The following is a 26,210-nucleotide window of genomic DNA, read 5'->3' as shown; positions in this document are numbered from 1 at the left end:
GCTGTGGGCCGGGGGGCGGGTGAGGGGCTGGGGTCCGAGCCCGGGTAGCCCAGCGCCGAGACCCGATCGAAGTCGGGCGCTCCCTGGTACCACACCTTGCCGAGCTGCTCCCATTGCTCACGTTCCCGCCCGGGACCGGCGGGCAGGCGAAGCTGTACGGCCTCCAGCAGCAGAAAGCGATGCACGTCGAAGGCGGCCCGTACCAGCTGCCCGTACGGCCGAGCGGCCCGTACGGCGGTGCGGTAACCGAGCACGGCGACCAGCCCGCCGCCCCACACGCACGCGGCGGCGCCCGCCCCCGACAGGAGCAGCACCCCGAGTACCCCGCCCACCAGGGCGAACAGCCCGCCAAGGAAGCTGACGGTCACCGCGGCCTCCAGCGACGCCGCCGCCTGGGCGTAGGAGGCGTGGAATGTCTCGGGCAGGACGGTGTAGAGGCGCGGCCAGGCACTGACGGCGTCGAGCCCGTAGCGGTCGCCGTGTTCCTCGGCGGCGCGCAAGGTGTTGCCGAGCCGCGTGGGCAGCGTCCGGCTCGCCGATCGGGGATAGGTGAGGAACAGCTCGGGGTCGTGCGGGCCCCGCGCCGCCTGTCGGACGAGCTCGCGGGCGAGCAACCGCATGCGCAGCGGACCGAGGAGCCGCCACGGCGGCCAGTGGCCTTCGTACCACCGGATCAGGCCGGCCTGGCCGGCGCCGAGGACGTGGCCGGCGATGACGGTGGCCAGCACGACGGCGAGGGTGACGAGCACGCGGCTCTCGGCGCTCTGCCCGTTCCACCAGGCCAGTGCGGTGTCCCAGCCGGTGCCGGTGGCGACGACGGCGGCCACCCCGGCGAGGAAGGCCATCAGAGGCACCCAGACGGTGGTGAGCTGCCGCCTGTCGAGCAGCGATGCGGTGCTGTCGAGCAGCCCCATGGGCTCAGCCCTCCCAGTCGGGGACGAGCGCGTGGTCCTGCCCTGCGGGGCACAGACCGTCGGGGGTCGGGTATTCCGGGAGGGCGCTGACGGTTCCGCATCGGGCGCATTTGATGCGGATCGCGTGGACCGGCTGGTTGGGCGGGCCGTACAGCTCCCAGTCGGCGTCCAGGACGGTACCGACGGCATCGCCGTCCGCGTCGAGCATCCTGGCGAGCTCCGCCCGGATGGCCGCCGGTCGCAGCACGCCGACCAGGCGGTCGCCGTCGACGACCAGGACGGCGGGCAGCCCGTCGTTGAGCAGGCGCAGCACGCCGGGCATGGCGGCGAGCGCGGTGACGTCGTCGTCGGGCGACATCACGACCGCGGGGGCGGGCCCGGCGGGGCCGACGACCCAGCGGGGTCGTCCTTCGTCGTCCACGGCCACGAGGGGGAGGTCGCTGCGGCCGGGGGCGTCGCCCGCGGGCGCGCTGCCGTAGTCGACCGCCATCAGCTCGCCGGCCGATCTGATCGGCGTCATACCGTCCTCCTTGTGGGTCGCACCGCGCCGGGTCTGTCGGGAAGGCTCACGAGTCGGGTCGGGTCGGGTCGGGTCTGTCGGGAAAGCTCACGGGTCGGGTCGGGGTCGAGAAAGCTCATGGGTCGGGTCGGGGTCGAGAAAGCTCATGGGTTCAGGACGAGTCGCCGATCAGGACGAACGCCGCCCAGAAGAAGGGGTGGGCGTACACCGGCCGGGTGAGGTCGGGAGCCGCCCCGGTGGCGGCGAGCAGCAGCGCCCGCTGCCGCAGCGTCTCGGCCGTGTGCCGGACGTCGGAGTCGGTGAGCGTCTCCAGGGCGGCGGTGCAGGCCGCGGCGGCCCCTGGGAAGTCGCGGGCCGCCAGCCGGATCCTGGCCTCGGCTACGCGCAGCCGGGCCCGCCCGTCGCCGGAGACCTGGGGCGTGGCGGAGCGCAGGTAGGCGAGCACCCCGTCGGCGGTGGTCTCGCGCAGCAGGCGCTGGGCCGTGCTCAGCGCCTCGACGGCGCTGCGCCGGGCGGCGAGCCCTTCGTAGAAGTGGCCGAGCAGCATGGCCGTGGCGAGCTCGTCCACGGTCCACTGGCTGACCAGGAGGGCGGGGGCTCCCGCGTTGAGCACGGAGCGGACGAGGCCGAGCAGCTCGTCCCCGGGCCGGGCGGCCGTGACGCCGCTGCGGCAGGCGGCGAGCACCACGAGTATCCCGGACAGGTGGAGGGTGCGGAAACGTTCGGCGGTGAAGAGCCCGTCGGCGAGCAGCACGCCTGAGCGCATCGGCGCCCGCGGGTCGAACACCCCGTGCGCGCCCACGTGCAGGATGTCCGGTGCGGCGCGGCGCAGCCTGGTGGTCAGCCGGGCGCCGGTGGCCTGCGCGTCCGCCAGGACTTCCGTGGCGAAGAGCCGCGCCAGGAGCGCGGCCTGCGTGGCGCCGAAGGTCAGCGGGGCCGCCGCCGGAGGGTCGGCGACGACGAGTGCGCGTCTGCGGCGACCACCGCGCCCGGCCCGGCAGTGCCGCAGCAGCGAGGCACTCGGCACGTACGCCACGGGGTGCCCGGCCAGGCGCGGGTCCACGGCGTGCAGCGGCACCCGGTGCAGCGCGTCGTGCGGCACCAGCCACAGCCGGTCGCCGGGCGCGAGCCGTTCGGCGACCGGCGCCACGAGGTTCACCAGGAGCTCGTCCGCGAGCAGCGTGGAGACACGCGCCAGCGCGGCGGGGTCGCGGGGTGCGGCCTCCAGCGTCGCGCTGAGCTCGGTGACGAGCTCTCTGACCGAAGTCAGCGGGCACGGCACGGTCACCAGCTCCGGCTCCGGGTCGCCGGCACTGGCGATCATGATGACGGCCTGGCCCGGGGTGAGGAAGTACTCGGCGAGGTAGGCGCGACCCGGTCCCTTCGTGGCGAGATCCTCCTCCCGCAGCAGCTCGCGCAGCTCGGCGTAGGTCATGGGGTCACCGTGCTCGCCCGCACCCGCCTGCTCGCCGTGCTTCCGCGCGCCCGATCGCTCGCCGTGCTTCGGCGCGCCCGCCCGCTCGCCGAGCAGATCCAGCAGGACGCGGGACCGGGCGATCTCGGAGAGCTGGAAGACCGTCCCCCCGCGGGACTCGGGCCAGCCCTCGCCGGGCCGCGCGCCGGCCTCGGCGAGCAGGGTGACCATGGCGGAGACGAGCCGTTCGGCCGGGGCCCCGGCCGTCAGCCTGAGCTCGGAGTCGCGCGTCACCGCACGCAGCCGCTGATGGAGGTCCAGCGCGCGGGCCAGGGTGTCGTACGCGGCGCGGGCGTCGATCCGGCGCAGCGCGAGCCCGATGTCGACGAGCAGCAGATACGCCTGGATCGGCTGCTCCTCGCTCTCCAGAATGTCGGCCGCCTGACGTAACAGCCCGGCGCCCTCGGCGTGGCCGCCCAGCATCCAGCTCTTGACACCGGCCTCCATCAGCGCCTTGACCTGGGCGCTCTCATACTCCCTCGCCAGCACGAGCGGCGGCATGTGCTGCTCGCCCAGATCGATGTCGTAGGGGTCGGCGGTGCGCAGGCTCGTGGTGACGTCGCTCCACTCGTAGAGGACCAGTTGTCTCTGGTAGAGCCGCCACGACTGGCGCAGATCGCCTGCCTGGCGGGCCTCCCTGTTGATCACGACGAGGTCCCTGCGGCGGGGACGGACCGCCGCAGCCGCCCGACGGGTCTCCTCGGCGAGCCGCTGCTCGCCCAGGGCTTCCTGACAGGAGGCGACGGCGATCAGCAGCATGCGCCGCATGGCCGGCACCAGCCCCGGGCGGTCGAGCAGTGGCCGCAGCTCGGCCAGGGCGTCCTGGGGCAGCATGAGTTGTGACATCGGGGCGGTGACCGTGGCCATGCCCTGGGTGGACAGCTCGCCGGCCACGACGTTGACCAGCCCGTGCGCCAGCCGCAGGCGCCACGACCGGCGGAACTCGGCCAGCGCCTCCTCCTTGCGGCCCAGGGCGTACATGATCTCGCCCCTGGCCTGCGCCACGTGGGCATCGCCGAGGTCGACGGCTCGCTCCAGTGCCGGCGTCGTCTCCACGACCGGCGACCGCGCCAGGCGCAGCAGCCGCTCGGCCAGCTCCGGCCAGTGCAGGGCCGCCTCCCCTGCCCTGGCGACGGTCGGATGGATCTCCTCCAGATCCTTGCTCTGCATGCTCGACTGGACGGCCAGCCGGCCTTCGTGGCAGAGCGTGTGCGGCAGCGACAGGTCAGGCGGCAGCCGCCGCCAGGCTTCCAGCCGCTCGGCGCGCAGGTCGTAGGAGTACTGGCGGGTGCCCTCCGCGAACCTGCGGTGGTCGAATGTACGCGGGCGAAGCCGGGGCCCGCGTAGCAGGCGGTAGAGCAGGACCGCGACCGGGGAGCGTCGCCGGAGCAGGGCGCTCGCGACCCAGGTCCGCAGGACCAGCCCCCGGTAGTCCTCGTCGCCGTCGCTGAACCGCTGGGCGTCGAGCCTGCGCGGCATCGCCTGCGGCGTTGCGAACAGCCGCAGGCCCATGACCTGCAACGGCACGGAGAACCCCACGACGAGCGCGCCGAACACCGCCATCCTCTCGCCGTCGTGGAACAGCCCCATCAGGTAGACGAACAGGCCCTTGTCGAGAGAGGCCCGTACGAACACGCCGACCGGGCCGCCGAGCTGACGCACGCGCGTCAGCTCCTGCGCCGCCAGCAGCAGCGCCAGCCAGAACTGGTACGGGTGCAGCCACGTGCTCGCGTCCCACAGATCGACCAGCCACGCGCCGAGCACGCTGAACGCCGTCAGGTACGCCAGCGAGGTCCCCTGGCTCTCGGCCGCCAAGGTACGCGCACGCTGGGGCGGCGACAGCCGTCGCGTCACGAAGAGGAACCCCAGGCTCATGGCGGTGATCGTCACCGCAGGGGCCAGGAGGAGGACCGCGGGGATCGGCGACCCGCGCAGCACGGCCCACCCGGCCAGGGGCACAGGGAGCAGCGCGATGCCTGCGTACACGACCGGCCAGAGACGCACGCGCTCATCGTGACAGCTCCCCGGAGCACTCACCTAGTCACTGTCCGAATCCGGTCAATGCCCTGGAATCCGGTACCCCGTAGCGGGACTCTGGATCGTGCCCACTTTCCTCCAGCTCGCCGGGTTCGGGCTCGCCGGGCTCGCGGGCTGGTGCCTGCTGATGTTGCGCCGCAGTCGCGCGCGGAAGAAGGACCCGCGCCTGCTCTTCCTCGAGTTGCTCGTCAAGCCGGGCAGCCGGCTGGCGCCGCTGGTCCTGCCCGCGTTCGCGTGGGGTGCCGCCGCCGTGCTCGCCGCCGCCCCGCTGCGGTGGCCGGACCCACGGCTGCTCGTGCCCGTCGCCGTGCTCGCGGGTCTCGTGCCGCTGCCTGGCGCCGCGCTGGGTGCCGCGCTGGCCTACTCCTTCGTCCTGCCCGACCCGGCGCTGCTGCTGACCGTGGCGGCGCCGCTGACGGCCGGGGCGCTCGTCAGGCTTGTGCACGTCCGTCCGGTGCGATGGTGGTCATTCACCGCCTTCGCCAGGACGATGGGGCGCTGGGGCTCGATCGTCGTGCCGCCGATGCCCGTCGACTGGTTCTGGTCCGTCATAGGAGCCGCCGCGGCGCTCTCCCCGCTGGTCGCGCTGGCCCTGACGCTCGACGGGCCCGACCTGGGCCTGCGCGCGGTCTGCGCGGTGCTGGTGTCGGTCCAGCTCGGCACGCTCACCGTCGTGGCACAGCGCAGGCACCGGTGGGTCCGGCGGATGTGCCGCGGCGCGCTGGCCGCGGCGTCTGCCGCGGCCGCGCTGGTGGCGAGCGGTCGGGCGGGGGCATGGCTGGTGGAGCGCTGGCTTTCCGCCCCCTATCTCACGGGCCTGCTCGGCGGGGCCATCCTGTCGGCGGTCGCGGTGTTCGCGTGGACGGGACGCTACGACGATCTCGGGCTCTGGCGCCTGGTGACACAACTGCTGCGGGTGCTCACCGGCTTCGGGCTGCTCCCGTTCTGGATCGTCACGGTGTTCCACCCGGTGCACGACCTCCTGGTCGCGGCCACCGTGCTCATCGGGGCCGAGACCGTTCTCGTCCTGGTCCACCATCTCACCTCCATGGGCTCGCGCCTGGAGCAGTTGGAGGAGCGCATGTACGCGCAGACGGTGCTCTGGGATCCCCTCACCCGGGTTCACCAGCTCGGACCCTGGCTCTACGACGGTTTCCTGAGCCGGCCGGGGCACGTCGACTACACGCCGGTCCGGGTCTGCCTCGGCATGGCGGTGCTCGGCGCCCGTGGCCACGCCGCGCCCGGCCAGAGGTACGCGTTCAAGCCCGGCTCCTCCCGCCCGCTCGCCGGGCTGGAGGCGCTGCGCTGGACGCAAGCGGCCGGTCAGTCGATCGACCTGGTCGACAGCGAGGTGGCAGGCCGCCTTCCCGCCGGCCTCCGCGACGGCCTGCGCCGCCACCAGGACCTGGCCCGCGCCGACCTGGCCGCCGGCCGCGCGGTCGTCCTCAGCTATGCGTTCCAGTGGCAGGACGCCCTGAACGAGTTCCGCGACGCCACCCAGAGGTATCGGGTGCTGGGGGAGACGGAGGGTGAGAATCTCGGCAGGACGGGCGCCGCCTGGATCCTCGCCTTCCACCTCTCCCAGCCCGGGGCCGCCGCAAGGGAGCTGGCCCTGCTGGCCCCGTCCGCGGCACCGGACGGGCTGACCAGGTGGGCGCGCGTCGTCGCCGGAGCCGTGGCCCTCGCGAACGGCGACGGCGCGGCCGTGTCCGAGCGGCTCCGGCAGGCCCGCGCGCTGCCGTCCGAGCCGCGCCTCGGCAGGGCGCACCCGGCCTTCGTCACGGGCGTCACCGAGATCATCGCGGCGGTCGAGACCCACCTGAACCTCCTGCTGTCCTCCGAGCTCAGCCCGCAGAAGAGGGAGTGATGGACGCCGCCCGCGAACGGGTGAGCGGAATCGGACCGGCCGCGGGAGCCGTTGGGTCAGGGGTGGCGCGAACGCCGCCGGGAACTGCTTGGCTATCTCCAGCGCGGTGAGAGGACCCGGCGCTGTGGCTGTGTGACCAGGCATTTGCGAGGGTGAAATCGAAATCCGGTCGGTGGTGCTCGATCCCGCCGAGTACGCCGTGCCGAGTCCGGAACGCGAGGACTACCTGCGGACGCAGATCGCGCACCGATCAGGTTTCCGCGCCGCGCCCGTCAGTACGTGTGAGATCGCCTCACAGAAGGCTGGCACGATGCGGAAACTGATCTTCGGCATGAACCTGAGCCTGGACGGCTACATCGCCGCGCCCGGCGACGACCTCCGCTGGAGTGGGGGAGGGACCGGACTCATCGCCGAGCGCCGAGCTGTTCCAGTGGTGGTACGACCAGATGCGGGCGAGCGAGCTGTCGCTGTACGGGCGCAGGCTGTGGGAAGCGATGAGCTCCCACTGGCCGACCGGCGACCAGCAACGCTACCCAGGCGGAGATCGAGTTCGCGCGTCTCTGGCGGGACATGCCGAAGGTGGTGTTCTCATCGACGATCGACAAGGTCGACTGGAACACCCGCCGGGTGATCTCGGCGACGCGGTCGCCGAGATCACCCGGCTCAAGGCCGAGGACGGCGGCCCGGTGGACATCGGCGGCGCGACGCTCGCCGGGGCGGCCATGCGGGCCGGGCTGATCGACGAGTACACGATCGTCACCCATCCGGTCCTGGTGGGCGGCGGCACGCCGTTCTTCACCGCCCTGGACAACTGGGTGAACCTGAGCCTGGTCGAGACGCGGACATTTCCCGGCGGCGTGGTGATGACCCGATACGAGACGGGGCTGATGAGGGAACCTTTTCCCGGCCCTTCCTTGCGATCGACGATGCGGACTTGTCCCATCACAGCGTCGCGGGCAGGCTCAGCCATGGTTTGTCGGTGGCGTCGAATCCGGTGAGCTCGGCGATCTTCCCGTCGACGATGTGCAGGACCGCGATGTTGAACAAACGGTATTCCGGGTCGTCGGGGGTGCGGCGGTACAGCACGGCGGCAGGCATGCGGTTGACCGTCGTGGCGATGCAGCGCCAGTCGTCGTAGCCGCGCTGGAAGAGTCCACCGGAGACCCAGCCGTCCACCGCGTCCTTGGCCGTGACGACCAAGGTGCCGGGATCGGGCAGCATCGCGAAGCGCAGGTCGTCGCGCAGCAGGGCCATCAGCCCGTCGAGGTCGTTGCGCTCATGGGCGTCCATATACGACTTCACCACGCTCCGCTCGTCATCCGACAGCTCGTGCGTGGCAGGGCTCCGCCAGTCGAGGCGGCGGTCGGGCAGCTGCTCGCGCATCGTCACGCGCGCCCGCTGCAGTGCGCTGGTCACCGATGCGACGGTCAGCTCGAGGGCGTTGGCGGCCTGCGACGCCGGCCAGCCGAGGACGTCGCGCAAGATGAACACCGCCCGCTGCCGCGGCGGCAGATGCTGGACGGCGACGATGAATGCCAGCTCGATCGTCTCCCGCGCCACCACCGACTCCTGCGGGTCCTCCGGGAGCATCCGGTCCGGGTAGGGCTGCAGGTAGTGCACTTCCGAGCCCGAGCCCGAGCCCGGCAGCTCGGCAGGCACGGGTGTGCGGTCGTTGCGCTTCTCCAGGAAGTCGAGGCAGGCGTTCGTCGCGATCCGGTACAGCCAGGTCCGCGGCGCAGCGTGGCCCTTGAACGACTCCCGCTTGTTCCACGCCCGCAGGAACGTCTCCTGCGTCAGGTCCTGGGCGTCCTCGTAGTTCGCGAGCATCCGGTAGCAGTGCACCTGCAGCTCATGCCGGTAGCGCTCCGTGATGAGCGCGAACTGTGCTGCGTCGTTCGAACGGGCCGCCGCGATGAACGCGGCCTCGTCGTTGCCGAGCAGGCTGGCGTCGGTCATGGTCGTCAATCCTTCCGCGGGTGGCTAGGAGCTACCAGAACTGACGACGTGGCGGAGGATTTCTGAGCGGTGAAGCCGCTGACACCGGGGCGTTCGTCAGGCCGGATGGGGCGGGTCGATCCAGGGTACGCGTTCCGGTCGGGCACACTCTCGATGTCGAGGTGGGGTCCCCGTAGTACCGGGGAAAGATCGGGCGGATATGGCTGATCTGGCTGATCTGGTTGATCGCCCAGTGCAGCGGCCGATCCCGGCCGGCCGGCGGGAAGCCCTATGCGTCGTCTTCGGCGTCCGGGTCACGCGACGGACGGTGGCTGCCGCCCGACGTCGGGTAGGTGAAAGCTGTAGTGCCCGTCGATGCTGATGTGGTGGCGCACGAACGGCGACAACCGCGGCACGTCCTCGACGAGCACCGGATAGCCCTGGGCGCACAGCTCGGCCAGGGCGCGGTCCATGCAGACGGTGTTCCACAGCACGATGCAGTTGAGCACGAGGCCCAACGCGGACAGCCGGCCCTCCATGCCGTCGTAGTAGGCCTTGGTGACCTCGCCCTTCTTGCCATGAAACACGCGTCGCGCCAGGTCGTGAAGCCCCTCGGTGAGGGTCGCCCGGGACTTGATCTCACGCCGCCGAGGGAGGCCGGGTTGCCGGCACATGTCCTCCCAGTGCTGGGTAATCCGGTCGGGGTCGATGCGCCACAACCGCTGATCTGGCAGGTTGGCCGGCTGGGGCCGGTACTGGCGGCCCCAGCAGGTGCAGCAGGCCGAACACGATGTCGCTGTTCATATGGACACTGTCAGGGGCTGTCGCCTGCTCCTGTCGGCGCACGGCTTCCAGCGCCAAGCCGTGCGCCGGCGGGATCTTTGTATGCAGGTTGGCGTCGGGGTGGGTCGGTGACGATCAGCGGGAACCGGTCAGCCTGGCTCCCCAGGTGGTTCGCTGAGTCCCGTCACCTCAGGAGGGTGCGCCAGCGCTCGGCCGATTCCATGATGTCCAGGCTGACGCGTTCCAGGAACGCCGCCGTCTTGGCCAGCCGTTGCCCCACGGGGCTGTCGAGCCCGTAGGTCTTGGCCGATGCCATCGTGGCCCGCGCCGTCTCGAGTGTCTGCCGCTCGCTGATCATGATCGCGCGGTACCAGGCGTCGTCGTCGATCACGTAGATGTCGCGACGCCGCCGCGGATCTCGCTCACGACGGACGAATCCCTGCTGGAGCAGGTAGTTCACGGCCAAGGAGACCGAGGCCGGGCTGACCTTCAGCCGGTGGGTCAGCTCGGCGGCGGTGCGCCGGCCGTCCTCGGACAGCGCCAGGTCGTGGTGCACGCGCGCGGCTGTCCTCGGCATCCCCGCCCTGATCGCCCTTTCGAGGAGTTCCTCTTCCATCGGGGCGTCCGGCGGTGTGTCCGCGCGCGGGGGCGCCGGTGTGCCGCGCCGCGCCCGCTGGATCGTCGCCTGGTGTGCCTGCTGGGGCCGGTAGCCGGTGGGGCCGCCGTTGCGTGCGATCTCTCGGGTGATCGTCGAGGTCGACCGGTCGAGCCGCCTGGCGATCTCGCGGTAGGAGAGCCCGTCGGTGAGCCCGGCAGCGATGCGCTGGCGGTCCTGCTGGGTCAGACGTTCTCCTGGCATGCCGTCAGTATTGCCTTCACAGTCAGCCATTGCAACAGGGTGTTGCTTTCGGGCGCAGCGTCATTGCGCCAATTTTCCGGCCTCTACCTGGGACAACGCGTTTCAGTTGATTGACGCGATTTCGAATGCAACATAGCTTTCAAGCAGCACAGAACACGTACTATCGCGATTGAGGACCGACCATGAGTGAATCTCGCCATACCGCCAAGAGAAACAGGGTCCGGAGGCCGCGGGTCTCCCAGCGAGTGGCGGTCACGGCGCTGGCGGCCGCGCTGCTGGCCGGGGCGGCCGCACCCGCTTCGGCCACCGCGGACGGCCAGGCCGTGCCGAAGGCCGCTGCCGGGCAGGACCGCCCGGAACTGCAGAAGGCCATCCAGGCGATCGTCGATGCCGGTTTCCTCGGCGTGCAGGCGCGCGTGCACGATGAGCGGGGCGAGTGGGTCGGCAGCGCCGGGCGGCGCAAGCTGGGTGCGAACGCGAAGCCGCCGGCGAACGGGCGGTTCCGGATCGGCAGCAGCACCAAGACCTTCGTCGCGACCCTGGTGCTGCAACTGGTGGCCGACGGCAAGATCGGACTGGACAAACCGGTGGCCGACTACCTGCCCAAGTTCCAGCTGGACCGGCGGATCACGGTGCGGATGCTGCTGCAGCACACCAGCGGCCTGTACGCCTACACCGGCGAGTTCCGCCCCGACGGGTCGGTCGAGCCGGGGATCCCCGCAGCGGGCAAGGAGTGGGCGGACGCCCGCTTCAAGACCTATCAGCCGGAGGAGCTGGTGCGGTTCGGGTTGTCCAGGCCGGCCAAGTTCGAGCCGGGGACGAGCTGGAGCTACTCCAACACCAACTACACGCTGGCCCAGCTACTGATCGAGAAGGTCACCGGCCGCTCGATCGCCGAGGAGATGCAGCGGCGCATCCTGGGGCCGCTCAAGCTGCGCGGCACTGTGCTGCCGGGCGCCTCGCCGGAGCTCCCCCAGCCGCACCCCCACGGCTACTTCCGCTACCAAGACGCCACCGGCCAGTGGAGGGTGATCGATGTCACCCGCCAGAACCCCTCCATGGTGGCCGCCGCCGGTGACATGATCTCCACCACCAAGGATCTGGCCACGTTCTACTCTGCCCTGAACGGCGGCAAGCTCCTGCCGGCCAAGCTGCTGGCCGAGATGCGTAAGACGCACCCCAAGAGCGCCGGCCCCTTCGGCGGATACGGCCTCGGGACATATGTGCAGGACCTGGGCCCGAACTGCGGCACCGTCCTGCATCACAACGGGGCCACCGCGGGGGGCTACGTGGCGGTGATGTACGGCACCCCCGACGGCAAGAAGACCTGGACCGCCTCGATCACCTTCGGGGACGCTGCACCCGATCTGGCAGAGGCCTTCCCGAAGGCGCGGGACAACCTGCTCAAGCAGGTGTTCTGCGACGGGCAGGCCGGGTCGGCCGACAAGGCCAAGCCGGCTCAGTAGACAGGGTCGAGCACCTTGGGCGCGCACATCTTGAAGTAGACCCCTTGCGGTCGTGCATCAGGTAGAGCGCGAAGTAGGCCACGAGGCGCGGGCACCGAGCCGAGCAGGCACAACTGGTCGACAAACCCGTGAAAGACGAAGCCGACCAAGGGGATGCCTGCTCGGCCCATGGTGTGCGTCGTCGTAGCCCAAGCGGCCGGCGCGCCGGCCGGACAACCCGAGCAGGCCGAACGGATCACGGCGGCTTTCCCCGCCTCGTCAGGGCCCACCACGGCCGCCTGAGCCGGCCGCGCCCTCAGACGGCCCGCGGTGCAGAACCCGCGCCCGGTAAGCCCACCCTCAACCCCACGGCACCCGGACCGAACCGAACCGGCGACATTTCCACCGGGGGTTGGATCCCGGCCCTCTCTGCCAAGGTCAGGTCATCCGAGGATGCGATCCCCTCCGGCGACCGAGCTGAGCGCCCGCTGTCGGCGAGGGTGGGCAGACCGGTTGCGGCTGCGGCGTACAGCGCGCCCAGCACCTGTGCGCGGGCGGCGGTCAGATCATGGACGGAGCCGGGCTCGACCTCGGCGATCCACCAGGGCAGCCTGCCGGGCGCCGACAGTGCCTGGAGGTTGCCGGCGTGCTGGTGGGCCTTGCCGGAGTACCAGGCGTCGATCGGTTCGCCCTTGACGCTGAGCCTCTGCTCGGCGCAGCGATCGATCGGGATCAGGGTCCCGTCGAGGATCACGTACGCCAGTCCTTCGGCTTGGGCGCGGTCGAGGGCTTCGTGCAGATTTGGTGCTTGAGCTGCTAGAACGTCGATACCTTCGTGGATGTAGCGGTAGGCGGTGGCGCGGGAGACATGATGGTCGCGGCCGAGCTTGGGGATGTCGCGCTCGCCGCGGAACCAGCGCAGCGCCATGATCGCCTGCCGAAACGGGCTCAGGGCTCGGCTGCTTTTCGGAGTGCCACGCCGTCGGCGTTCGTCGTGCAGGAGCCGCGCGACGTACTGAACGAGTGCGCGCGAGACATCGAGCGTGGCACGATGAGCAATCACGTGGAGCCTTCCGGCGTTGATGGTGAGAGCTCTTCTACCGGGGGCTCCACGTCTTTTTCTGGCCTTCGGCGACTCCTCCCGAAGGCCTGGAATGCCACTGGCGGCGTCCTGAAAATCCCAATCGCCCGAACTATTTCGCTGAGATCACCTCAGTGTGATCTGCACCTGCGTTCACCTCAACCCGGGCCGGCTCCAGTGCGTGGGAACCTTCGCCCTACCTGAGGAAAACTTCACCTCGCAGGCGCTGCTCCAGCTGCCAGCCCCATCCTCGGTCGATGTCGCCATCACCGGCGGAACAGGGAATTGTCGCAACGCCCGGGGCTATATCCATTCCGTTCCCGTCCGCGTCAAGCGTTGACGGTCGATGGGCGAACCACCGGCGGTGCTCCAGGCGGAACGCGAGGAACTGCCGGAGCGGAGCGCCTCATTCGCAGAGGCACGACACCCCTTCCAGAGGATCTCTCTCTTCCCGTGGCTCCGGCGAACTTTCGGCGGGACGTGATACGGCACATGGCCCTATCACCACGGCAGGTCAACCGGACACCGCCCAGGGCCTGCTCTGAAGATGCTCGCTGGACCCTTCCCAGCATGTACGACCCCACCAGCCAACTGCCGTCCCTGCGCCCGGCGACCGATCGGCGTACGTTGTCGTGGTTCGGTCCTCGGTGGCTCGGCCTGTGCCTGAACAGACCATCGCCAAGGCTTGACTTCGCCGTCGGTAGGCGACGAGGTGCCTGGGCACCATACTCAAGCAACTCCACTTTGCCCAACCGGGACCCCACGCCGAGGTAAGCGCTTCGGTTGTGTCGCGGCGAATCCGAGCAGCGAGCCCTTGGCGGCGGAAGCTGGGAGGCCTCGCGATCGCCCCGTCCGTCTCAAGGGTCCAAGGGGACAGGAGAATCGTCATGATCCGAATACGATTCGCCGATAATCGTCGGCTGCCGGCGTGGCGGCTGTGGCCGGTCCGTGCGCCGGCATGGCAGAGCGTTTGCTCACGCAGGACACCAGCCGGACAAGTATCGGGATCCCAAGTGGCCCACGGGACGACGGCTGAAGGGATAACAGCATGAGGATGCAATTCATCGCCACCAAGAACATTCACACCGTGGGACGTTCGGTGATCCGCTCAGCATTGGCACTCAACCTTGTCTGGATCGGGCGGCTCAAGTTCGAAGACTACGAGGTCGAAAACATCCGCCCGCTCGTCGCATCCAGTCCGCTGTTCTCGCTGCTCGTCGACAAGCTGGGCGAAAAGCAGCTGGCGAGACTCATCGGCGTGACCGAGATTGCGATGGGCTCGTTGATCGCGGTGCAGCCGCTCAACCCCAGGGCCTCGGTGCTCGGCAGCCTCGGAGCGGTCGCCATGTTCGCCGGCACCCTCAGTTTCCTGGCCACGACGCCGGGGGTTTGGCAGGAAAACCATGGGGCTCCGAAGCTCTCCATGGTGGGACAGTTCCTGGTCAAAGACAGCGTGCTTCTGGGGGCCTCCCTCGTAACACTCGCCGAGTCCTTGCAAGCCGCCCAGCGCCGATAGTGGCCGAGACCTCCGGGCTCAGCCCCGCCGGGCGGCACGCTCGGTACGCGCCGTCCACGTGACGTTCCCATGCCCCACAGGAGTGACCGCCGGATGAGGCCTGTCGGTGGGGGACCGGTCGGCGTGTGCGGCCCGCCGAGTGACCACCGGAGTATCTGATGTCGTACGACAACCTGCTGATCGTCCTGGCGGTGGCCGCCGGCGTCCCGTTCCTCCTCGCCATGGTGCCGCGCTTGCCCGTACCCGGCGCCGTCCTCGAGATCGTGGCAGGTGTCGTCCTCGGCCCGGCGGTGTTGAACGTGGTGACGGTGGACGCCGCCGTCGAATCATTGTCGATCATCGGCTTGGGCTTCCTCCTGTTCCTGGCCGGACTTGAGATCGACATCCGGCAACTGCGCGGGCCGCGGGCGCGGCTGGTCGGCCTCGGCCTCGTCGGGACGCTCGCGCTGGCGGCCATCGTCGGCCTGTTGCTGGGCGTAGCGGGGCTGGTCGAGAGCCCACTGCTGGTCGGCACTGCTTTGGTAGCCACGTCACTCGGCTTGCTGGTGCCCATCTTGAAGGACGTCGGCGCGATTGACCGACCGGTCGGCCAGCTGACCATCGGCGGAGCCTCGGCCGGTGAGACCAGCGCTGTGGTGCTGCTGTCGCTGTTCTTCTCCGAGCATTCGTCGAGCCCGGGCGCCAAGCTGCTGCTGCTCCTCAGCCTTGCCGGATTGGCGGTGCTCATTGTGCTGGCGTCGATGCGGGCGGGGCGCTCGATGTGGCTGTCCCGGGCCGTGGAGATGCTGGCGGACACGAGTGCGCAGGTCCGGGTCCGCTTGACGATGCTCCTCGTGGTCGGACTGTCCGCGATGGCCTTGCATCTGGGTTTCGAGGCAATCCTCGGTGCCTTCATCGCGGGAGCCGTGCTCCGGTTGATCGACCCCGACGCGGAACAGACCCACCCGCAGTTTCATATCAAACTCGAGGGTCTGGGCTACGGATTTCTCGTCCCGGTGTTCTTCGTGACAAGCGGCATCCAGTTCGATCTCGGCGCCCTGTTCGCCGACGCCGAGACGGTGTTGCGGGTGCCGATGTTCCTGGCCGCGCTGCTCCTGGTTCGCGGACTTCCCGCACTGGCCTACCGCTCTGCCGGTCTGTCGCGCGCGGAGGTGCTGGCCAGCGGGCTCCTGCAGGCCACATCGCTGCCGGTGATCGTGGCCGCGGCAACGATCGGCCTGAAGCTGGAGGCCATTCGTCCGGAGAACGCCGCCGCGCTGGTGGCAGCGGGCCTCCTGTCGGTGGTCGTGTTCCCCTTGATGGCGTTGCGTCTGCTGGGCCGTTCCACCATCCAGACCGGCGGCGCCCGATGAACTCGCACCACGGCACCCTCACGGTCGAGGCCTTGCCACGCGGGGCCAGGTTCGGGCTGTGGCTGCCGCTCATCAGCAGAGGTCCCGCAGCGGCACATCAGTGGCAGACACCTGACGCGCACCAAGAGCCGCACTTAACCAGATAGGCCCATTAGCCGGAGGGCGCGTACAGCGGGAAGAGTTGCTCGGCGGCCGGGCCCACCGAGGCCACCTGGCCGTCGTCCAGCCGGCGGGGCGGCGCAGGCGGTGGTGCCCGACGTCGTGCCGCTCGCCTCGCCCGGCACGGTCGCGGTGCCGCTCCGCGACCGGGGCGTGACGTGGCCGCTCTCGATCCGTCGCCCCCGGGCCGTAACATGCCGAGCCGGGCCCTGCGGACGCTGCTCGACCTGATCGTGGAAACCCGGTCCTTACCAAAGCAGAACGATCGGGCAAGCGGCCGTCCGTAGGAATAGAACCGGCCCATGGAGTGTCTCTATCTCCGCGTCCAGGAGTGTCTCACCTGGTTCCCCAGCTTCGTGCCGAAAGGCCGGGAATGGAGAGCTGTGCCCCGGCAGATCCAGTACCACAAGAACCCGGAAGCCGTTTCACGGCTCGACCCGGAGCAGTACCGCGTGACCCAGCAGGACGGCACCGAGCGCCCGTTCGCCAACGCCTACTGGGACAACCACGAGCCCGGCATCTACGTCGACGTCGTGTCCGGCGAGCCGCTGTTCGCGTCGGTCGACAAGTACGACAGCCACTCAGGCTGGCCGAGCTTCACCAAGCCGATCGCCAAGACGAACGTCGTCGAACGCAAGGACTTCAGCCACGGGATGATCCGGGCGGAGGTCCGCTCGCTGCACGGGGACAGCCACCTCGGTCACGTCTTCGACGACGGTCCTCTTGACAGGGGCGGACTGCGCTACTGCATCAACTCCGCGTCGTTGCGGTTCATCCACCTCGACGACCTGGAGCAGGAGGGGTACGGCGAATACCGCACCCTGTTCACGAGTGACATCGACGACAAGTAGGGAGATGACGTGACCACCGAAAAGGCGATCCTCGCCGGCGGCTGTTTCTGGGGCATGGAGGAGTTGTTCCGCAGCCAGCCCGGCGTCGTGTCCACGCGCGTCGGCTACAGCGGCGGTGACGTCCCGAACGCCACCTACCGCAACCACGGCACCCACGCGGAGTCCATCGAGGTCGTCTACCACCCCGAGAAGACCGACTTCCGCGCGCTGCTCGAGTTCTTCTTCCAGGTGCACGACCCCTCGACGAAGAACCGCCAGGGCAACGACATCGGTACCAGCTACCGCTCGGCGATCTTCTACACGAGCGACGAGCAGAAGCGGGTCGCCGAGGACACCATCGCCGACGTCGACGCCTCGGGCTTGTGGCCCGGCAAGGTCGTCACCGAGGTCACCCCGGCGGGCGACTTCTGGGAGGCCGAGCCCGAGCACCAGGACTACCTGCAGAAGTACCCCAACGGCTACACCTGCCATTTCCCCCGTCCCGGGTGGAAGCTCCCGAAGCGGGAAACGGCCTGACACCTCCGGCGCGCGGACCCCGAGTCCGCGCGCCGGCGCGTATCCGGGAAAACGCGGGCGAGCAGGGCCCCGTGCGTGACTACCCGAGGCGATCGCCGGGATCGGCCACGTCGAGCCCGTCCCGCGACGGGTCCGCGCCGTGGCCGGCGTGGCTACGGCGCTCGACACGACCCGCGCGATGTTCATGTGGGAATGGCCGTACTACTCGCAGTTCTGCATTTCCCAGCCGTGGACGTGACGCCGGGCATGCTCGTCGACGAGGACCACCCGGAGCGGCTTGAGCGCGCCGCCAGTCTCTCAAGGCCGGGGACGAGATGCGGCCCGCTGGCGCTCGCCTCTACGGAGAGGACGCCGTCGCCGGGACTCGCCGGTCGACGGCACCGAGAACGCGCAGCCGGACACGCGCTTCTTTGACACGTCAGTACACCTCGGACTGCAGCCGCGCCGCCGCTGCGGTGCTTTCAAGAGACGGAGCGTCACGAGCCTCGAGCATGCCCGACCCCCACCACTGCTCCGACCCGGAAGCCATGACAAACCCGCAGCTCACGACCGTGAACGGAGTATTGACACCCTTCACCTGCAAGGGCCTTCGCCTCCTGCAAGACCTCCGCCGGGCACTCCCTCCACCCGCCCACTCAGCTCCACCCGACCGACGACAGGGCCTTGGCACCCGTCACCGAGGCCGCCCAAGATTCACTCACGGCATCCACCTCGTCGAGTTCTTTACACCGCTCCGAAGACGTCACCGGACGAGGTGCGGGTGCGGGCCACGAGGAGTGCTACGTCGTCCTCGGACGGCTCGCCGCCCGTCATCGTCAGGATGACCGTGTCGCAGAAGTCCTCCAACGGCAGCGTGGCTCGGGCCAGGGCGGCGCCGAGGCGGTCGATGCCCGCCTCGATGTCGGCCTCGCGGGTCTCGATCAGGCCGTCGGTGTAGAGAGCGATCAGGCTGCCTTCGGGGAGTTCGAGGTCAAGGGACTGGAAGGAGCCCATTCCCAGGCCGATCGGGGTGCCGCTGGGCGGGCGGGGAAAGGTGACCTCGCCGTGCGGGGTGACGATCCCGGGGGGTGGATGCCCGGCCGCGGCCATGGTGCAGAGCCGGGTGGACGGGTCGTAGACGACGTACAGGCAGGTGGCTCCCGTGGCGTCGGAGGGGCGACTGTCGTCGGCGTCCTCCTCCGCCAGGCGTACGACCAGTTCGTCGAGGTGGGCGAGCACTTCGTCGGGCGGCAGCCCCACGTACGCGAGGGTGCGCACGGCGGTGCGCAGGCGTCCCATCGTCGCCGCGGCGTTGATACCGTGCCCCGTCACGTCGCCGACGACCAGGGCGACCCGGTCCCCGCGCAGCGGGATCGCGTCGAACCAGTCGCCGCCGACACCTTCGTGGATGCTGGAGGGCAGGTAGCGCGAGGCCAGATCGACCGCCCCGCCGCCCGTCAGGTTGGCCGGCAGGAGGTCGCGCTGCAGCGCGAGGGCGGCGGTGCGCTCGCGCGTGTACCTGCGGGCGTTGTCGATGCTCAGCGCGGTCCGGGCACCCAGCTCCTCCGCGAGTAGCAGGTCGTCCCTGGTGAACGGCGCCAGGTTGTCGGTGCGGACGAACACGGCAACGCCCAGGACGTCGCCGCGGGCAGCCAGCGGAATGATGATCAACGTGTGCATCCCCGTGGCCTGGATGACCCTGGCCCGTTCCGGATCCTGGTCGAGCCAGGTGCCCGGCGAGGTGTCGAGCACGGGCTCGAAGTGGGCGCGGCCCGAGGCCATGACCTGGGTGAAGGGCGAGGACGGAGGCACGAAGACCGCCTGCCCGAGCGCCCAGAGGGACTCAGGGATCCCGTCGTGGACCGAGGCGACGCCCGCCCGGCGGAACACGGGGACGCTCTGGTCCCTGGCGGCGAGCCGCTGCAGGGGCACGGTGTCCGGGAGGACCGATTCCGCGAGATCGACGGTGACGTAGTCGGCGAGGAACGGCACGGCGAGGTCCGCCAGCTCCTGGGCGGTCTTGCAGACGTCGAGCGTGCTGCCGATGCGCACGCTGGCGTCTCGCAGCACGGCCAGGCGCTCGCGGGCCCGGCTGTCGCTGATGTCCATGGCCACGGAGTACACGCCGAGCGGCCGGCCCGCCAAGCCTTGCAGGGGGAACAGGGAGGTCGACAGGGTGCGTTCCTCTCTGCCGTCCGGAGAGGTCCAGCGGGCTTCGCGGTCGAGTTGCGGAACGCCCTCGGCGATCACCTTGCGCATCGCGTCCTGCGCGGCACGGGTGTCGACTCCGGGCAGGGGATCGGTCAGGGCGCGGCCGACCTCGTAGTGGGGAAAGACCGCTTGGAGATTGCGCGCGGAGTTGTTCAGCCAGACGCAGCGAAGGTCGCGGTCCCAGATGGCCATGGCGACGGGGGTGCGCCTCATGAGCGACGTCAGCAGTGTGCAGGCCCCGGTCCGGGCGCCCGAGGCTACCGGCGTGATCGCCAGCAACCAGGCGGCCTTCTCCTCCGGCGCGCGCAGCCGGGAGCCCTCGACGTGCACGAGGATCCGGGTGCGGTCGCGCCGCCGGGCCTCGAAGAGCCCGGACCAGCGCTCCTGGCCGGCGAACCTGTCCTTCCAGGCCGGTGCGCGCGGCTCCAGGCCCTCCGGCATGAGCAGGCGGGAGCCGCTGCGGTTGAGAACCTCGGCCGCGCGGTAGCCGAGAAGGTCCTCGGCCGACTGCGTCCAGCCGGTCACCGTGCCCTCGGCGTCGGCCACGACGATCGCCGGGAGCCGTTCTTCCAGCGCGCCGTCGGATGCATCCTCAGGTGTGGACATGTCCACACCATTCCCGTGTCAGGGCCATCCATAGACGCCAATGACCTGCGACGATGGCCGGCACATCGGGGGTCGAAGTCGTGATGCCCGGCGAAGGACGCCGCCTCGGATGCAACGGAACAGCCTCACCTGGCGCGACGTGGCGGCGAACCACCGTCTTGGTGCGGTCGTAGACGATCGACATCGGCACCTCGCCGAAGTGTTCGAACGCCCGGCGGTGGCAGTCGAAGAAGGTCGCCAGATCCTGGCTGGTGGTGAAGCAGCAGAACGGGTGCCGCGAGTAGGACAAGGTCATGTGGAAGGAGTAGACCTTCGGTATCCCGACATGGGCCAAGATCTTGCCCTCGTCACCCCAATCCACTTGCGCCTGAGCGCCCGGCACCACCTCGAACCGGCGATGCAGCCCCGCCACTTCGCCCGGACTGATCCCGAGTTCGGCGGCGATCCTCGGGCGCGCCTCCTGCAAGTAGATCTTGACCCGCTGATAGTTGCCGGTTCGAAGGCGTAGCCGGCCACCAGGCGCTCATGGATTACCGCTCCCTTGAGCAGGATCTCCGCCCGCAACATGGCGTCGATCAACGGCGCGACCTCGTCCACCACCCGCCGCCGTGGCCGATTGCTGCGCGCCCGCTTCGGTGGCGCCACGGCCTGGGTGGTGAGCGCTTCGTGGACACGTGTCCGAACTTCAGGGGACTCCGGCCACCGCTGGGCCATTTCCACTGGCACTGGCCAACTCTATTGCCACCGACAGCAGCACCGCGGAGCAAGAAGCTTCCGCTACGGCAAGTCGCAAAACGTTCATCAATTGCCCTGGCGAGGCGTGTCAACCGAGTGAACGGCAATCACTAAGAGCTATTTTTCACGCGGGTAAGAGGACGCGCGCAACAGGAGATTTACATGCACAAGATGGGAAAATTCGCCGCAGTTCTGGCTCTCTCGGCACTTAGCACAATTGTCGGTAGCAGCGGATCGTCGGCACTGGCAGACCCTCACCCGATCATCGATATCGTCGACGACGTCGTCCCGAACGCGAATGTCCTCCCGAATCTCATCCCGAACCCGAACATAGCGCCTTCGGTGTTGTGCCTTCCCGGGGCACGTAACAACAATTCCGTCAAGGGCGACCATAACCAGGTAACCACCAGTCAAACCAACAACTGCACACAGAGCGCGCAGCAGGCCACCACGCCGCCGACGAACGGCGTTACCGGCTACGAGGTCGTAGTGGGAATGACACAGTGCGCAGCTAATGACAGGACCTGTGAAGCTACAGCAAGATGCCCAGAAGGGAAAAGCGTGACCGGTGGAGGTTTCCGCCTTATACCGGGCGGAACTGATGGACCAACCACCACTGCAAACCACGACTTCTCCGACGCCACCGGATCCGGATGGTTTGTCGAAGTCACCGATGTCCCGGGGCAACTAGTATTTGTCCAGGCGCATGCCATCTGCGCCAACGCAACACCATAGCAAGGGCGTAACGACGAGCTCCGAGGCGATGGTCGACGCGGTGCGCGGTTACCCCTCCCGGAAACGTTGTTGCTGGACGCGACAACGTAGGAGGGATGGAAACCACGTCAATTTATCCGAAACGGTTTCCACAGATGCAGGAATGGCCCCGGCGTGATGCCCGGCGCCCATTCGTTTACGCAGGTCAGTTCGTGCCGTTGGCCGCAGCTCGTACGACAAGGAGGCTTCGCGTTGCACCGGCGAGCCTTCGCCCGTGCGCCGACCAGCACACCCTACGACCACCAGACAAGATCAGAACCACTCGGACAATGCGCGACCAAGGTACGTCCGCCGGCGACGCCGGCAGGGGCCGGGGTGATCTCCCGGGGTGATCTTCCGGGGCGTGCGGAGGCCCCCGCGCGGGAAGTCCGCGCGGGGGCTCGCTGGGTCGGCTCAGCGGTGCGTGCGTCGCACGTCTGCCGCCGCTTCCCGCAGCTTGACCAGGCGTTCGGTGATGCCCGGGATTCCGGCGGCGTTGCCGCTGCTCGCCGCGCCGGCCAGCACGGGCACGGCGCGTAACGCCGCCAGCGTGTAGGACGCTCCACGGTGTCTCCGGCTGTGGGACACCGCGACGGGCGGTCACGCGGGCGCAGGCCCAGGGCCGATCGGACGGAGTTTCACGCTCGCCTTCAGTTCCGACGGCGGCCTGCTGGCCGCCACCTCGGACTCCGAGGGAGTGCGCCTCATCGACCCGCGAACCGGCCGGATCCTCGACCGGCGGCCGGCCGTCAACCCCGACAAACTGATTCGCGCGACAGCTCTCAGCCCCGACGGCCGTCTGCTGGCCGCCGGCGAGTACAACGGCAACGTCCGGCTCTGGAACCCGCAAACCGGCGCGGTCGTCGGGTCTCCAGACGGTTACCTGCTCCTGGGGGAGAAGGTGCTGGCCTTCAGCCCCGACAGCTCGCTGCTGGCCACCGCCTCCTACCACGGAGACCAGGTGGTGCTGGTCGATACGCGCACCCTTCGCGCGGTCCGCAGTATCCCGATGCACCTCGTGGCGCAAGCGATCGACTTCAGCCCCGACGGGCGGACACTCGCCACGGCGGGCAAGGAGAACAAGATCAGACTGTGGGATCCCGCGACCGGCCGCCAGGTGGCGGAGCTGCCACTCGACGACGACGAAGACTACGGAGCGCGCTCGCTGGCCTTCAGCCGCGACGGCCGACTGCTGGCCGCGGTGGCGGACGGCACCCATGTATGGGATGTGAGCAGTCGTGCCCAGGTCGCCAGGCTGGACGCCGGTGAAGGTCAGCCGGGGACGTCAGGAACGGCGTTCAGCCCGGACGGCCGCCTGCTGGCGACTGGGCACCGCGACGGCGCGGTGCGCCTGTGGGACCCGCGGACCGGGACGCAGGTGGGGGCGCCGATCATCGGCCACGACAATCAGGTCCTCGCCGTCGCGTTCAGCCCGGACGGCCGGTTGGCCACCTCCTCCGACGACGGCACGATCCGATTCTGGGACCCCCGGGCGCACAGCGACCCGGTTCGCGCGCTCTGCGCCCAGGCGGGACCCGTGTGGCAGAAGCAGTGGAGCCGCATCGCCCCCGACGGGCCTTCCAGCGCGTGCTCCTGAGGCCACCAACCTCAGCCGCAGGGTCCGGTTCCCGCCCCTCACGACGAGATCCACGACGTCGCCGAGAGCATCAACCACACGCGGGCCGGTTGGAGAACGCGGCCGAGCAGCAGCGCCGCTTCGCCTCCGACGCCTCCCACGACCTGCGCAACCCGATCACCGCCATGCTCGACCCCGATCAGCCGGCCGTCTCCGCCCTGGGCGACACCCTGCTGGCACATCTGGACCGGATGCACGGGATCTGCGCCGATCTGCTGACCATCGCCAGACTGGACACCGAAATCCCCGCACAGCGGGACCGAGTCGATCCGGGCGACCTGGTCGCCGCCGAGCAGGCCAGACGTCATTCCAGCAAGCAGATCACCATCGACACCGAGCCCGAGCCCGGCGTGATCGTAACGAGCGACCGGCTACTTCTGGCCAGGCTCGTGGGCAACCTCCTCGACAACGCCGAACGGCACGCCGAAACCACCATCACCATCACCATCCGCAGGACAAGGGACGCATCGCCCGAACGCCCTCACGGCAGCGCGGTACTGCAAGTACGCCGACATCGCCGCCGGAGTCAAGCTCCCGAACGGTCATCGGCTGCGGCGGGCTGTCCGGGTCGTCCGGGTGATCGCGGCCAACCGGGGCGACCGCCTGGAACGGTTCCAGCCGACGAGCCGAGGCCGTCGCGATCACGCAAACCGGGCGCCGCGGTGCGGTATCGCAGCGCGGGGACCGCGAACGCGATCATGGGGACGGTCGGGGAGCAGGCTCGCAACCTGAGCCCGCCGGCGCAGCCTGACACAATCGTGACCCATGATCGACGATTTCGCGAAAGACAACCTGCACGGGAGACTGCGGCGGGACCGCAAGGCGCTGCTCTGGAAACTCGACGGCTTGTCCGAATACGACACCCGCCGACCTTTGACAGCGACCGGGACCAACCTCCTCGGCCTGGTCAAACACGTGGCCAGCGTCGAGGCCAGGTACTTCGGCGAGGTCTTCGACCGCCCTTCCCCGGAACCGCTGCCCCGGTGGCAGGACTCCGACGGCAGCGATCTGTGGGCGACCGCGGACGAGACCCGCGATCAGATCATCGGGTTCTACCGGCGCACGTGGGAACACTCGGACGCGACGATCAACGAGCTTCCCCTCGACGCCCCTGGCCACGTGCCGTGGTGGCCGGAGCCTTATGCCGACACGAACCTGTTCGCCATCATGGTCCATGTCCTCGGCGAGACCATCCGGCATGCCGGTCACGCCGATATCCTGCGCGAGGGCCTCGACGGCCGGACCGGGTTGCGCGCCGAACACGAGAAGCCGATCGACGAGGAAGCCCGCGCAGCCTACTGCGCGAAGATCGAACTGGCCGCCAGGGCGGCCACACCAATCAAGGCTTGACCACAATCGCGCCATTGTGGCCCCGCCAAGGGCGGGGCCACGATTCACCTCCGCCCCCCACCAGCAAGATCACTTGAACGCCAAAGGTCGGAGTGCTGCGACGCGCCCTCAACGACCTTGAGGCGCCCTCCGCACGCTCGGTTCTTCTTGGGTCCGGGCTGCGTTCGTCAACTCGGCCTACGTGAAGGAAGAGATCATTGGAAGGGTCCTCCAGCCCTGGTGCCACATCAGGCAGCGTTTGCCCGGTTGATGACGCGGTGTAGCTCGCGTCGAGGCCGTTGCCGCATGTCCCAGCGCCACGACCTGCTCACCCGCCCCACCAGAATTCTGTTGGCCTTGTGGGCGGGGTGAGTGAGGATCGGGTTGTGGACTGGTCGCGGCAGAGCCTGACATTCACCTCTGAGCAGCCGATCCGAGGCGCGGCGCAGACGCTGGCGGCGGCGCTCGGCATTGTGCTCGAGGAGAAGCACCACGACCAATTCGGGATCAGCTTCCATGCCCGCGGTCCAAGCGGAGAGTCCATCGGCGTCATGGATACCGACGCCCAGCGCGCCATGTTCGCCCTCCTGCCCGCCGGGCAGCGAGAGGCGGTGATCGATTCGATCCCGCGCGAGCCAACGAGCGTTCTCGTCCATTCCACCAGCCGGGCCGGGAGCATCATCGATGCGCTGACCTCGGCGGGTTTCATTCTCACGAGCTGCGATCCGCATCCTCCGGCCGACGTTCAAGCAGCCGACGCGGCCTGGCAGCGGCTGCTGCCCGAACTGCGGTCCCGGGGCTGGCAGATTGAAATCACCGGGTTTGCCGCGCCGATCCAGCTCGAAGGCGCCCTCCCCTCGGGGGATCGGTTCTACTACCGGTGCCGCTGGGACACCTGCTCACTCGACATCGGCGGCGATGACCCCGCCGCCGGCTGGACACGCGAGCAGATCGTCGAAGGCGACTGTGCGGCAAGCTACCTCCATCCAGACGAGGCTGTCCGTATCCTGCTGGATCTGCACACGCAGTGGCTCCAGCAGCCCAGCGCCGACTGAGTGCCGCATCAGATTGGGTTTGGCCTCTTTTGATCTTCGACACGCCGAGCGGGGATCACGCTCTGGGGACGGGTTCGCCCGCAGACTGCGGGGCATGGCCGAGCGGATGCGGGTGCGTGAGATCGAAGACGACGAGGGGCAGCGGCTGCTGCGGATTGTGCGGCGGGGCACTGGCTCGGTGGTGACCTGGCGGCGGGCGCAGATGGTGCTGCTGTCGGCCCAGGGCATGGCCACCACGCAGATCGCCAACGCCGATGGATTCGACTCGCTCTACCCCAAGTACAAGGGCGGCCGGAAGCCGACGTTCGCGCTCCCGCAGCGCGTGGAGATCAAGAAGATCGCCAAGTCTCGTCCTGCCGGGCACGGGTTGCCGTTCTCCCGGTGAAGCCTTGCCCAGCTGGCCGATTTCCTGGTCGCCGAGGGGGTGAGAGCGGGCCTGGACGGCCGGGCGGCTCCGGGTAGCCCTGGCCGACCTGCCCGAGGACGCGCCGAGCGTCGTCCATGTCGCCAGCGAGAGCGACCCGAGGCCGTAGACGACAAGATCGTCACGAGCGCCGGGTACGGCAAAGCGCCCCTCGCGCACATAGGGCTCATACC

General features: G+C 69.4%; 23 protein-coding genes and 1 pseudogene. 13 read left to right on the top strand and 11 right to left on the bottom strand.

The window, feature by feature from the left end; translation table 11 throughout:
- The 3 genes from ACTWPW_RS48045 to ACTWPW_RS48035 form a co-directional block, all read right to left on the bottom strand.
- The coding region (locus ACTWPW_RS48045) for a hypothetical protein (RefSeq protein WP_443172730.1) at nucleotides 1-914 on the bottom strand (914 nt) is incomplete at its 3' end.
- Nucleotides 915-918: 4 nt separating this feature from the next.
- Complete coding sequence (locus tag ACTWPW_RS48040) at nucleotides 919-1,434, bottom strand: hypothetical protein (protein ID WP_375117187.1); 516 nt, start codon at nucleotides 1,432-1,434, stop codon at nucleotides 919-921.
- 151 nt (nucleotides 1,435-1,585) lie between these two features.
- Nucleotides 1,586-4,912, bottom strand: a complete 3,327-nt coding sequence (locus ACTWPW_RS48035) for a CHAT domain-containing protein (RefSeq protein ID WP_443172729.1) — start codon at nucleotides 4,910-4,912, stop codon at nucleotides 1,586-1,588.
- 97 nt (nucleotides 4,913-5,009) lie between these two features.
- Here ACTWPW_RS48035 and ACTWPW_RS48030 point away from each other — a divergent pair, with 97 nt between their 5' ends.
- Entirely contained in the window at nucleotides 5,010-6,812 is a 1,803-nt protein-coding gene (locus tag ACTWPW_RS48030; protein ID WP_443172728.1) for a hypothetical protein, read from the top strand.
- A gap of 446 nt (nucleotides 6,813-7,258) precedes the next feature.
- Entirely contained in the window at nucleotides 7,259-7,810 is a 552-nt protein-coding gene (locus ACTWPW_RS48025) for a dihydrofolate reductase family protein (RefSeq protein ID WP_443172727.1), read from the top strand.
- Here ACTWPW_RS48025 and ACTWPW_RS48020 read toward each other — a convergent pair.
- The 3 genes from ACTWPW_RS48020 to ACTWPW_RS48010 all read right to left on the bottom strand — a co-directional run bounded on the left by ACTWPW_RS48020 (nucleotide 7,755) and on the right by ACTWPW_RS48010 (nucleotide 10,389).
- The gene (locus ACTWPW_RS48020; protein ID WP_443172726.1) at nucleotides 7,755-8,768 is read right to left on the bottom strand and encodes an RNA polymerase subunit sigma-70; all 1,014 of its coding nucleotides are present in this window, start codon (nucleotides 8,766-8,768) and stop codon (nucleotides 7,755-7,757) included. The two genes, ACTWPW_RS48025 and ACTWPW_RS48020, sit on opposite strands and share 56 nt — an antisense overlap.
- A 293-nt stretch (nucleotides 8,769-9,061) precedes the next feature.
- Nucleotides 9,062-9,421 (bottom strand): Tn3 family transposase, encoded by a 360-nt coding sequence (locus ACTWPW_RS48015; RefSeq protein WP_443172733.1) that lies wholly within the window; start codon nucleotides 9,419-9,421, stop codon nucleotides 9,062-9,064.
- 293 nt (nucleotides 9,422-9,714) lie between these two features.
- A complete protein-coding gene (locus ACTWPW_RS48010; protein WP_443172725.1) occupies nucleotides 9,715-10,389 on the bottom strand; it encodes a helix-turn-helix domain-containing protein in 675 nt (224 codons plus the stop codon).
- A 182-nt stretch (nucleotides 10,390-10,571) separates the two neighbouring features.
- On the opposite strand from ACTWPW_RS48010, the gene ACTWPW_RS48005 reads away from it, so the two are divergent.
- Complete coding sequence (locus ACTWPW_RS48005) at nucleotides 10,572-11,855, top strand: serine hydrolase domain-containing protein (protein WP_443172724.1); 1,284 nt, start codon at nucleotides 10,572-10,574, stop codon at nucleotides 11,853-11,855.
- Nucleotides 11,856-12,150: 295 nt separating this feature from the next.
- On the opposite strand, the gene ACTWPW_RS48000 is transcribed toward ACTWPW_RS48005, so the two are convergent.
- Complete coding sequence (locus ACTWPW_RS48000; RefSeq protein ID WP_443172723.1) at nucleotides 12,151-12,897, bottom strand: transposase family protein; 747 nt, start codon at nucleotides 12,895-12,897, stop codon at nucleotides 12,151-12,153.
- 1,066 nt (nucleotides 12,898-13,963) lie between these two features.
- On the opposite strand from ACTWPW_RS48000, the gene ACTWPW_RS47995 reads away from it, so the two are divergent.
- From ACTWPW_RS47995 to msrA, 4 genes are all read left to right on the top strand, one after another.
- Entirely contained in the window at nucleotides 13,964-14,431 is a 468-nt protein-coding gene (locus ACTWPW_RS47995) for a YkgB family protein (protein WP_375117195.1), read from the top strand.
- A 158-nt stretch (nucleotides 14,432-14,589) separates the two neighbouring features.
- Nucleotides 14,590-15,783 carry a cation:proton antiporter gene (locus tag ACTWPW_RS47990; RefSeq protein ID WP_443172722.1) on the top strand — a complete coding sequence of 398 codons (1,194 nt, stop codon included), beginning with the start codon at nucleotides 14,590-14,592 and terminating at the stop codon, nucleotides 15,781-15,783.
- Between the two features lie 542 nt (nucleotides 15,784-16,325).
- Nucleotides 16,326-16,793 (top strand): peptide-methionine (R)-S-oxide reductase MsrB, encoded by a 468-nt coding sequence (gene msrB, locus ACTWPW_RS47985; RefSeq protein WP_375117197.1) that lies wholly within the window; start codon nucleotides 16,326-16,328, stop codon nucleotides 16,791-16,793.
- A 9-nt stretch (nucleotides 16,794-16,802) separates the two neighbouring features.
- Nucleotides 16,803-17,309, top strand: a complete 507-nt coding sequence (msrA, locus tag ACTWPW_RS47980) for a peptide-methionine (S)-S-oxide reductase MsrA (RefSeq protein WP_443172721.1) — start codon at nucleotides 16,803-16,805, stop codon at nucleotides 17,307-17,309.
- A gap of 723 nt (nucleotides 17,310-18,032) precedes the next feature.
- On the opposite strand, the gene ACTWPW_RS47975 is transcribed toward msrA, so the two are convergent.
- Nucleotides 18,033-20,105 carry a SpoIIE family protein phosphatase gene (locus ACTWPW_RS47975; protein WP_443172720.1) on the bottom strand — a complete coding sequence of 691 codons (2,073 nt, stop codon included), beginning with the start codon at nucleotides 20,103-20,105 and terminating at the stop codon, nucleotides 18,033-18,035.
- Nucleotides 20,092-20,571 carry a DDE-type integrase/transposase/recombinase gene (locus ACTWPW_RS47970; RefSeq protein WP_443172719.1) on the bottom strand — a complete coding sequence of 160 codons (480 nt, stop codon included), beginning with the start codon at nucleotides 20,569-20,571 and terminating at the stop codon, nucleotides 20,092-20,094. The genes ACTWPW_RS47975 and ACTWPW_RS47970 overlap by 14 nt, the downstream gene beginning before the upstream one ends.
- Before the next feature lie 431 nt (nucleotides 20,572-21,002).
- Between ACTWPW_RS47970 and ACTWPW_RS47965 the strand changes: the two genes are divergently transcribed.
- Nucleotides 21,003-21,575 (top strand): hypothetical protein, encoded by a 573-nt coding sequence (locus ACTWPW_RS47965; protein WP_443172718.1) that lies wholly within the window; start codon nucleotides 21,003-21,005, stop codon nucleotides 21,573-21,575.
- Between the two features lie 432 nt (nucleotides 21,576-22,007).
- On the opposite strand, the gene ACTWPW_RS47960 is transcribed toward ACTWPW_RS47965, so the two are convergent.
- Complete coding sequence (locus tag ACTWPW_RS47960; protein ID WP_375117202.1) at nucleotides 22,008-22,181, bottom strand: hypothetical protein; 174 nt, start codon at nucleotides 22,179-22,181, stop codon at nucleotides 22,008-22,010.
- Nucleotides 22,182-22,290: 109 nt separating this feature from the next.
- Between ACTWPW_RS47960 and ACTWPW_RS47955 the strand changes: the two genes are divergently transcribed.
- Nucleotides 22,291-23,190, top strand: a complete 900-nt coding sequence (locus ACTWPW_RS47955) for a WD40 repeat domain-containing protein (protein WP_443172717.1) — start codon at nucleotides 22,291-22,293, stop codon at nucleotides 23,188-23,190.
- Between the two features lie 38 nt (nucleotides 23,191-23,228).
- Here the strand turns inward: ACTWPW_RS47955 and ACTWPW_RS47950 are convergent, their stop codons facing one another.
- Nucleotides 23,229-23,537, bottom strand: a complete 309-nt coding sequence (locus ACTWPW_RS47950; RefSeq protein ID WP_443172716.1) for a hypothetical protein — start codon at nucleotides 23,535-23,537, stop codon at nucleotides 23,229-23,231.
- A gap of 457 nt (nucleotides 23,538-23,994) precedes the next feature.
- Between ACTWPW_RS47950 and ACTWPW_RS47945 the strand changes: the two genes are divergently transcribed.
- The 4 genes and pseudogenes from ACTWPW_RS47945 to ACTWPW_RS47930 all read left to right on the top strand — a co-directional run.
- On the top strand, nucleotides 23,995-24,579 hold the full coding sequence (locus ACTWPW_RS47945; protein ID WP_443172715.1) for a DinB family protein: 585 nt from the start codon (nucleotides 23,995-23,997) through the stop codon (nucleotides 24,577-24,579).
- 365 nt (nucleotides 24,580-24,944) lie between these two features.
- On the top strand, nucleotides 24,945-25,613 hold the full coding sequence (locus ACTWPW_RS47940; protein ID WP_443172714.1) for a hypothetical protein: 669 nt from the start codon (nucleotides 24,945-24,947) through the stop codon (nucleotides 25,611-25,613).
- Between the two features lie 94 nt (nucleotides 25,614-25,707).
- Nucleotides 25,708-25,998, top strand: a complete 291-nt coding sequence (locus tag ACTWPW_RS47935) for a hypothetical protein (RefSeq protein WP_443172713.1) — start codon at nucleotides 25,708-25,710, stop codon at nucleotides 25,996-25,998.
- 58 nt (nucleotides 25,999-26,056) lie between these two features.
- Nucleotides 26,057-26,146: pseudogene (locus tag ACTWPW_RS47930) on the top strand (hypothetical protein); the annotation flags it as partial.
- Nucleotides 26,147-26,210: the final 64 nt, after the last annotated feature.

It is taken from the genome of Nonomuraea sp. KM90 (assembly GCF_052246675.1).
Lineage (GTDB): Bacteria > Actinomycetota > Actinomycetes > Streptosporangiales > Streptosporangiaceae > Nonomuraea.
Note: the sequence above shows the minus strand (reverse complement) of the source record. Positions and strands in the feature narration are given on the sequence as shown.

Bases quoted from the DNA above. Each gene is read 5' to 3' on its own strand.
- ACTWPW_RS48040 (WP_375117187.1), bottom strand. From the start codon at position 1,434: ATGACGCCGATCAGATCGGCCGGCGAGCTGATGGCGGTCGACTACGGC.
- ACTWPW_RS48025 (WP_443172727.1), top strand. From the start codon at position 7,259: ATGCGGGCGAGCGAGCTGTCGCTGTACGGGCGCAGGCTGTGGGAAGCG.
- ACTWPW_RS48020 (WP_443172726.1), bottom strand. From the start codon at position 8,768: ATGACCGACGCCAGCCTGCTCGGCAACGACGAGGCCGCGTTCATCGCG.
- ACTWPW_RS48015 (WP_443172733.1), bottom strand. From the start codon at position 9,421: ATGTGCCGGCAACCCGGCCTCCCTCGGCGGCGTGAGATCAAGTCCCGG.
- ACTWPW_RS48010 (WP_443172725.1), bottom strand. From the start codon at position 10,389: ATGCCAGGAGAACGTCTGACCCAGCAGGACCGCCAGCGCATCGCTGCC.
- ACTWPW_RS48005 (WP_443172724.1), top strand. From the start codon at position 10,572: ATGAGTGAATCTCGCCATACCGCCAAGAGAAACAGGGTCCGGAGGCCG.
- ACTWPW_RS47995 (WP_375117195.1), top strand. From the start codon at position 13,964: ATGAGGATGCAATTCATCGCCACCAAGAACATTCACACCGTGGGACGT.
- ACTWPW_RS47990 (WP_443172722.1), top strand. From the start codon at position 14,590: ATGTCGTACGACAACCTGCTGATCGTCCTGGCGGTGGCCGCCGGCGTC.
- ACTWPW_RS47975 (WP_443172720.1), bottom strand. From the start codon at position 20,105: ATGTCCACACCTGAGGATGCATCCGACGGCGCGCTGGAAGAACGGCTC.
- ACTWPW_RS47965 (WP_443172718.1), top strand. From the start codon at position 21,003: ATGCACAAGATGGGAAAATTCGCCGCAGTTCTGGCTCTCTCGGCACTT.
- ACTWPW_RS47950 (WP_443172716.1), bottom strand. From the start codon at position 23,537: ATGACGTCTGGCCTGCTCGGCGGCGACCAGGTCGCCCGGATCGACTCG.
- ACTWPW_RS47945 (WP_443172715.1), top strand. From the start codon at position 23,995: ATGATCGACGATTTCGCGAAAGACAACCTGCACGGGAGACTGCGGCGG.
- ACTWPW_RS47935 (WP_443172713.1), top strand. From the start codon at position 25,708: ATGGCCGAGCGGATGCGGGTGCGTGAGATCGAAGACGACGAGGGGCAG.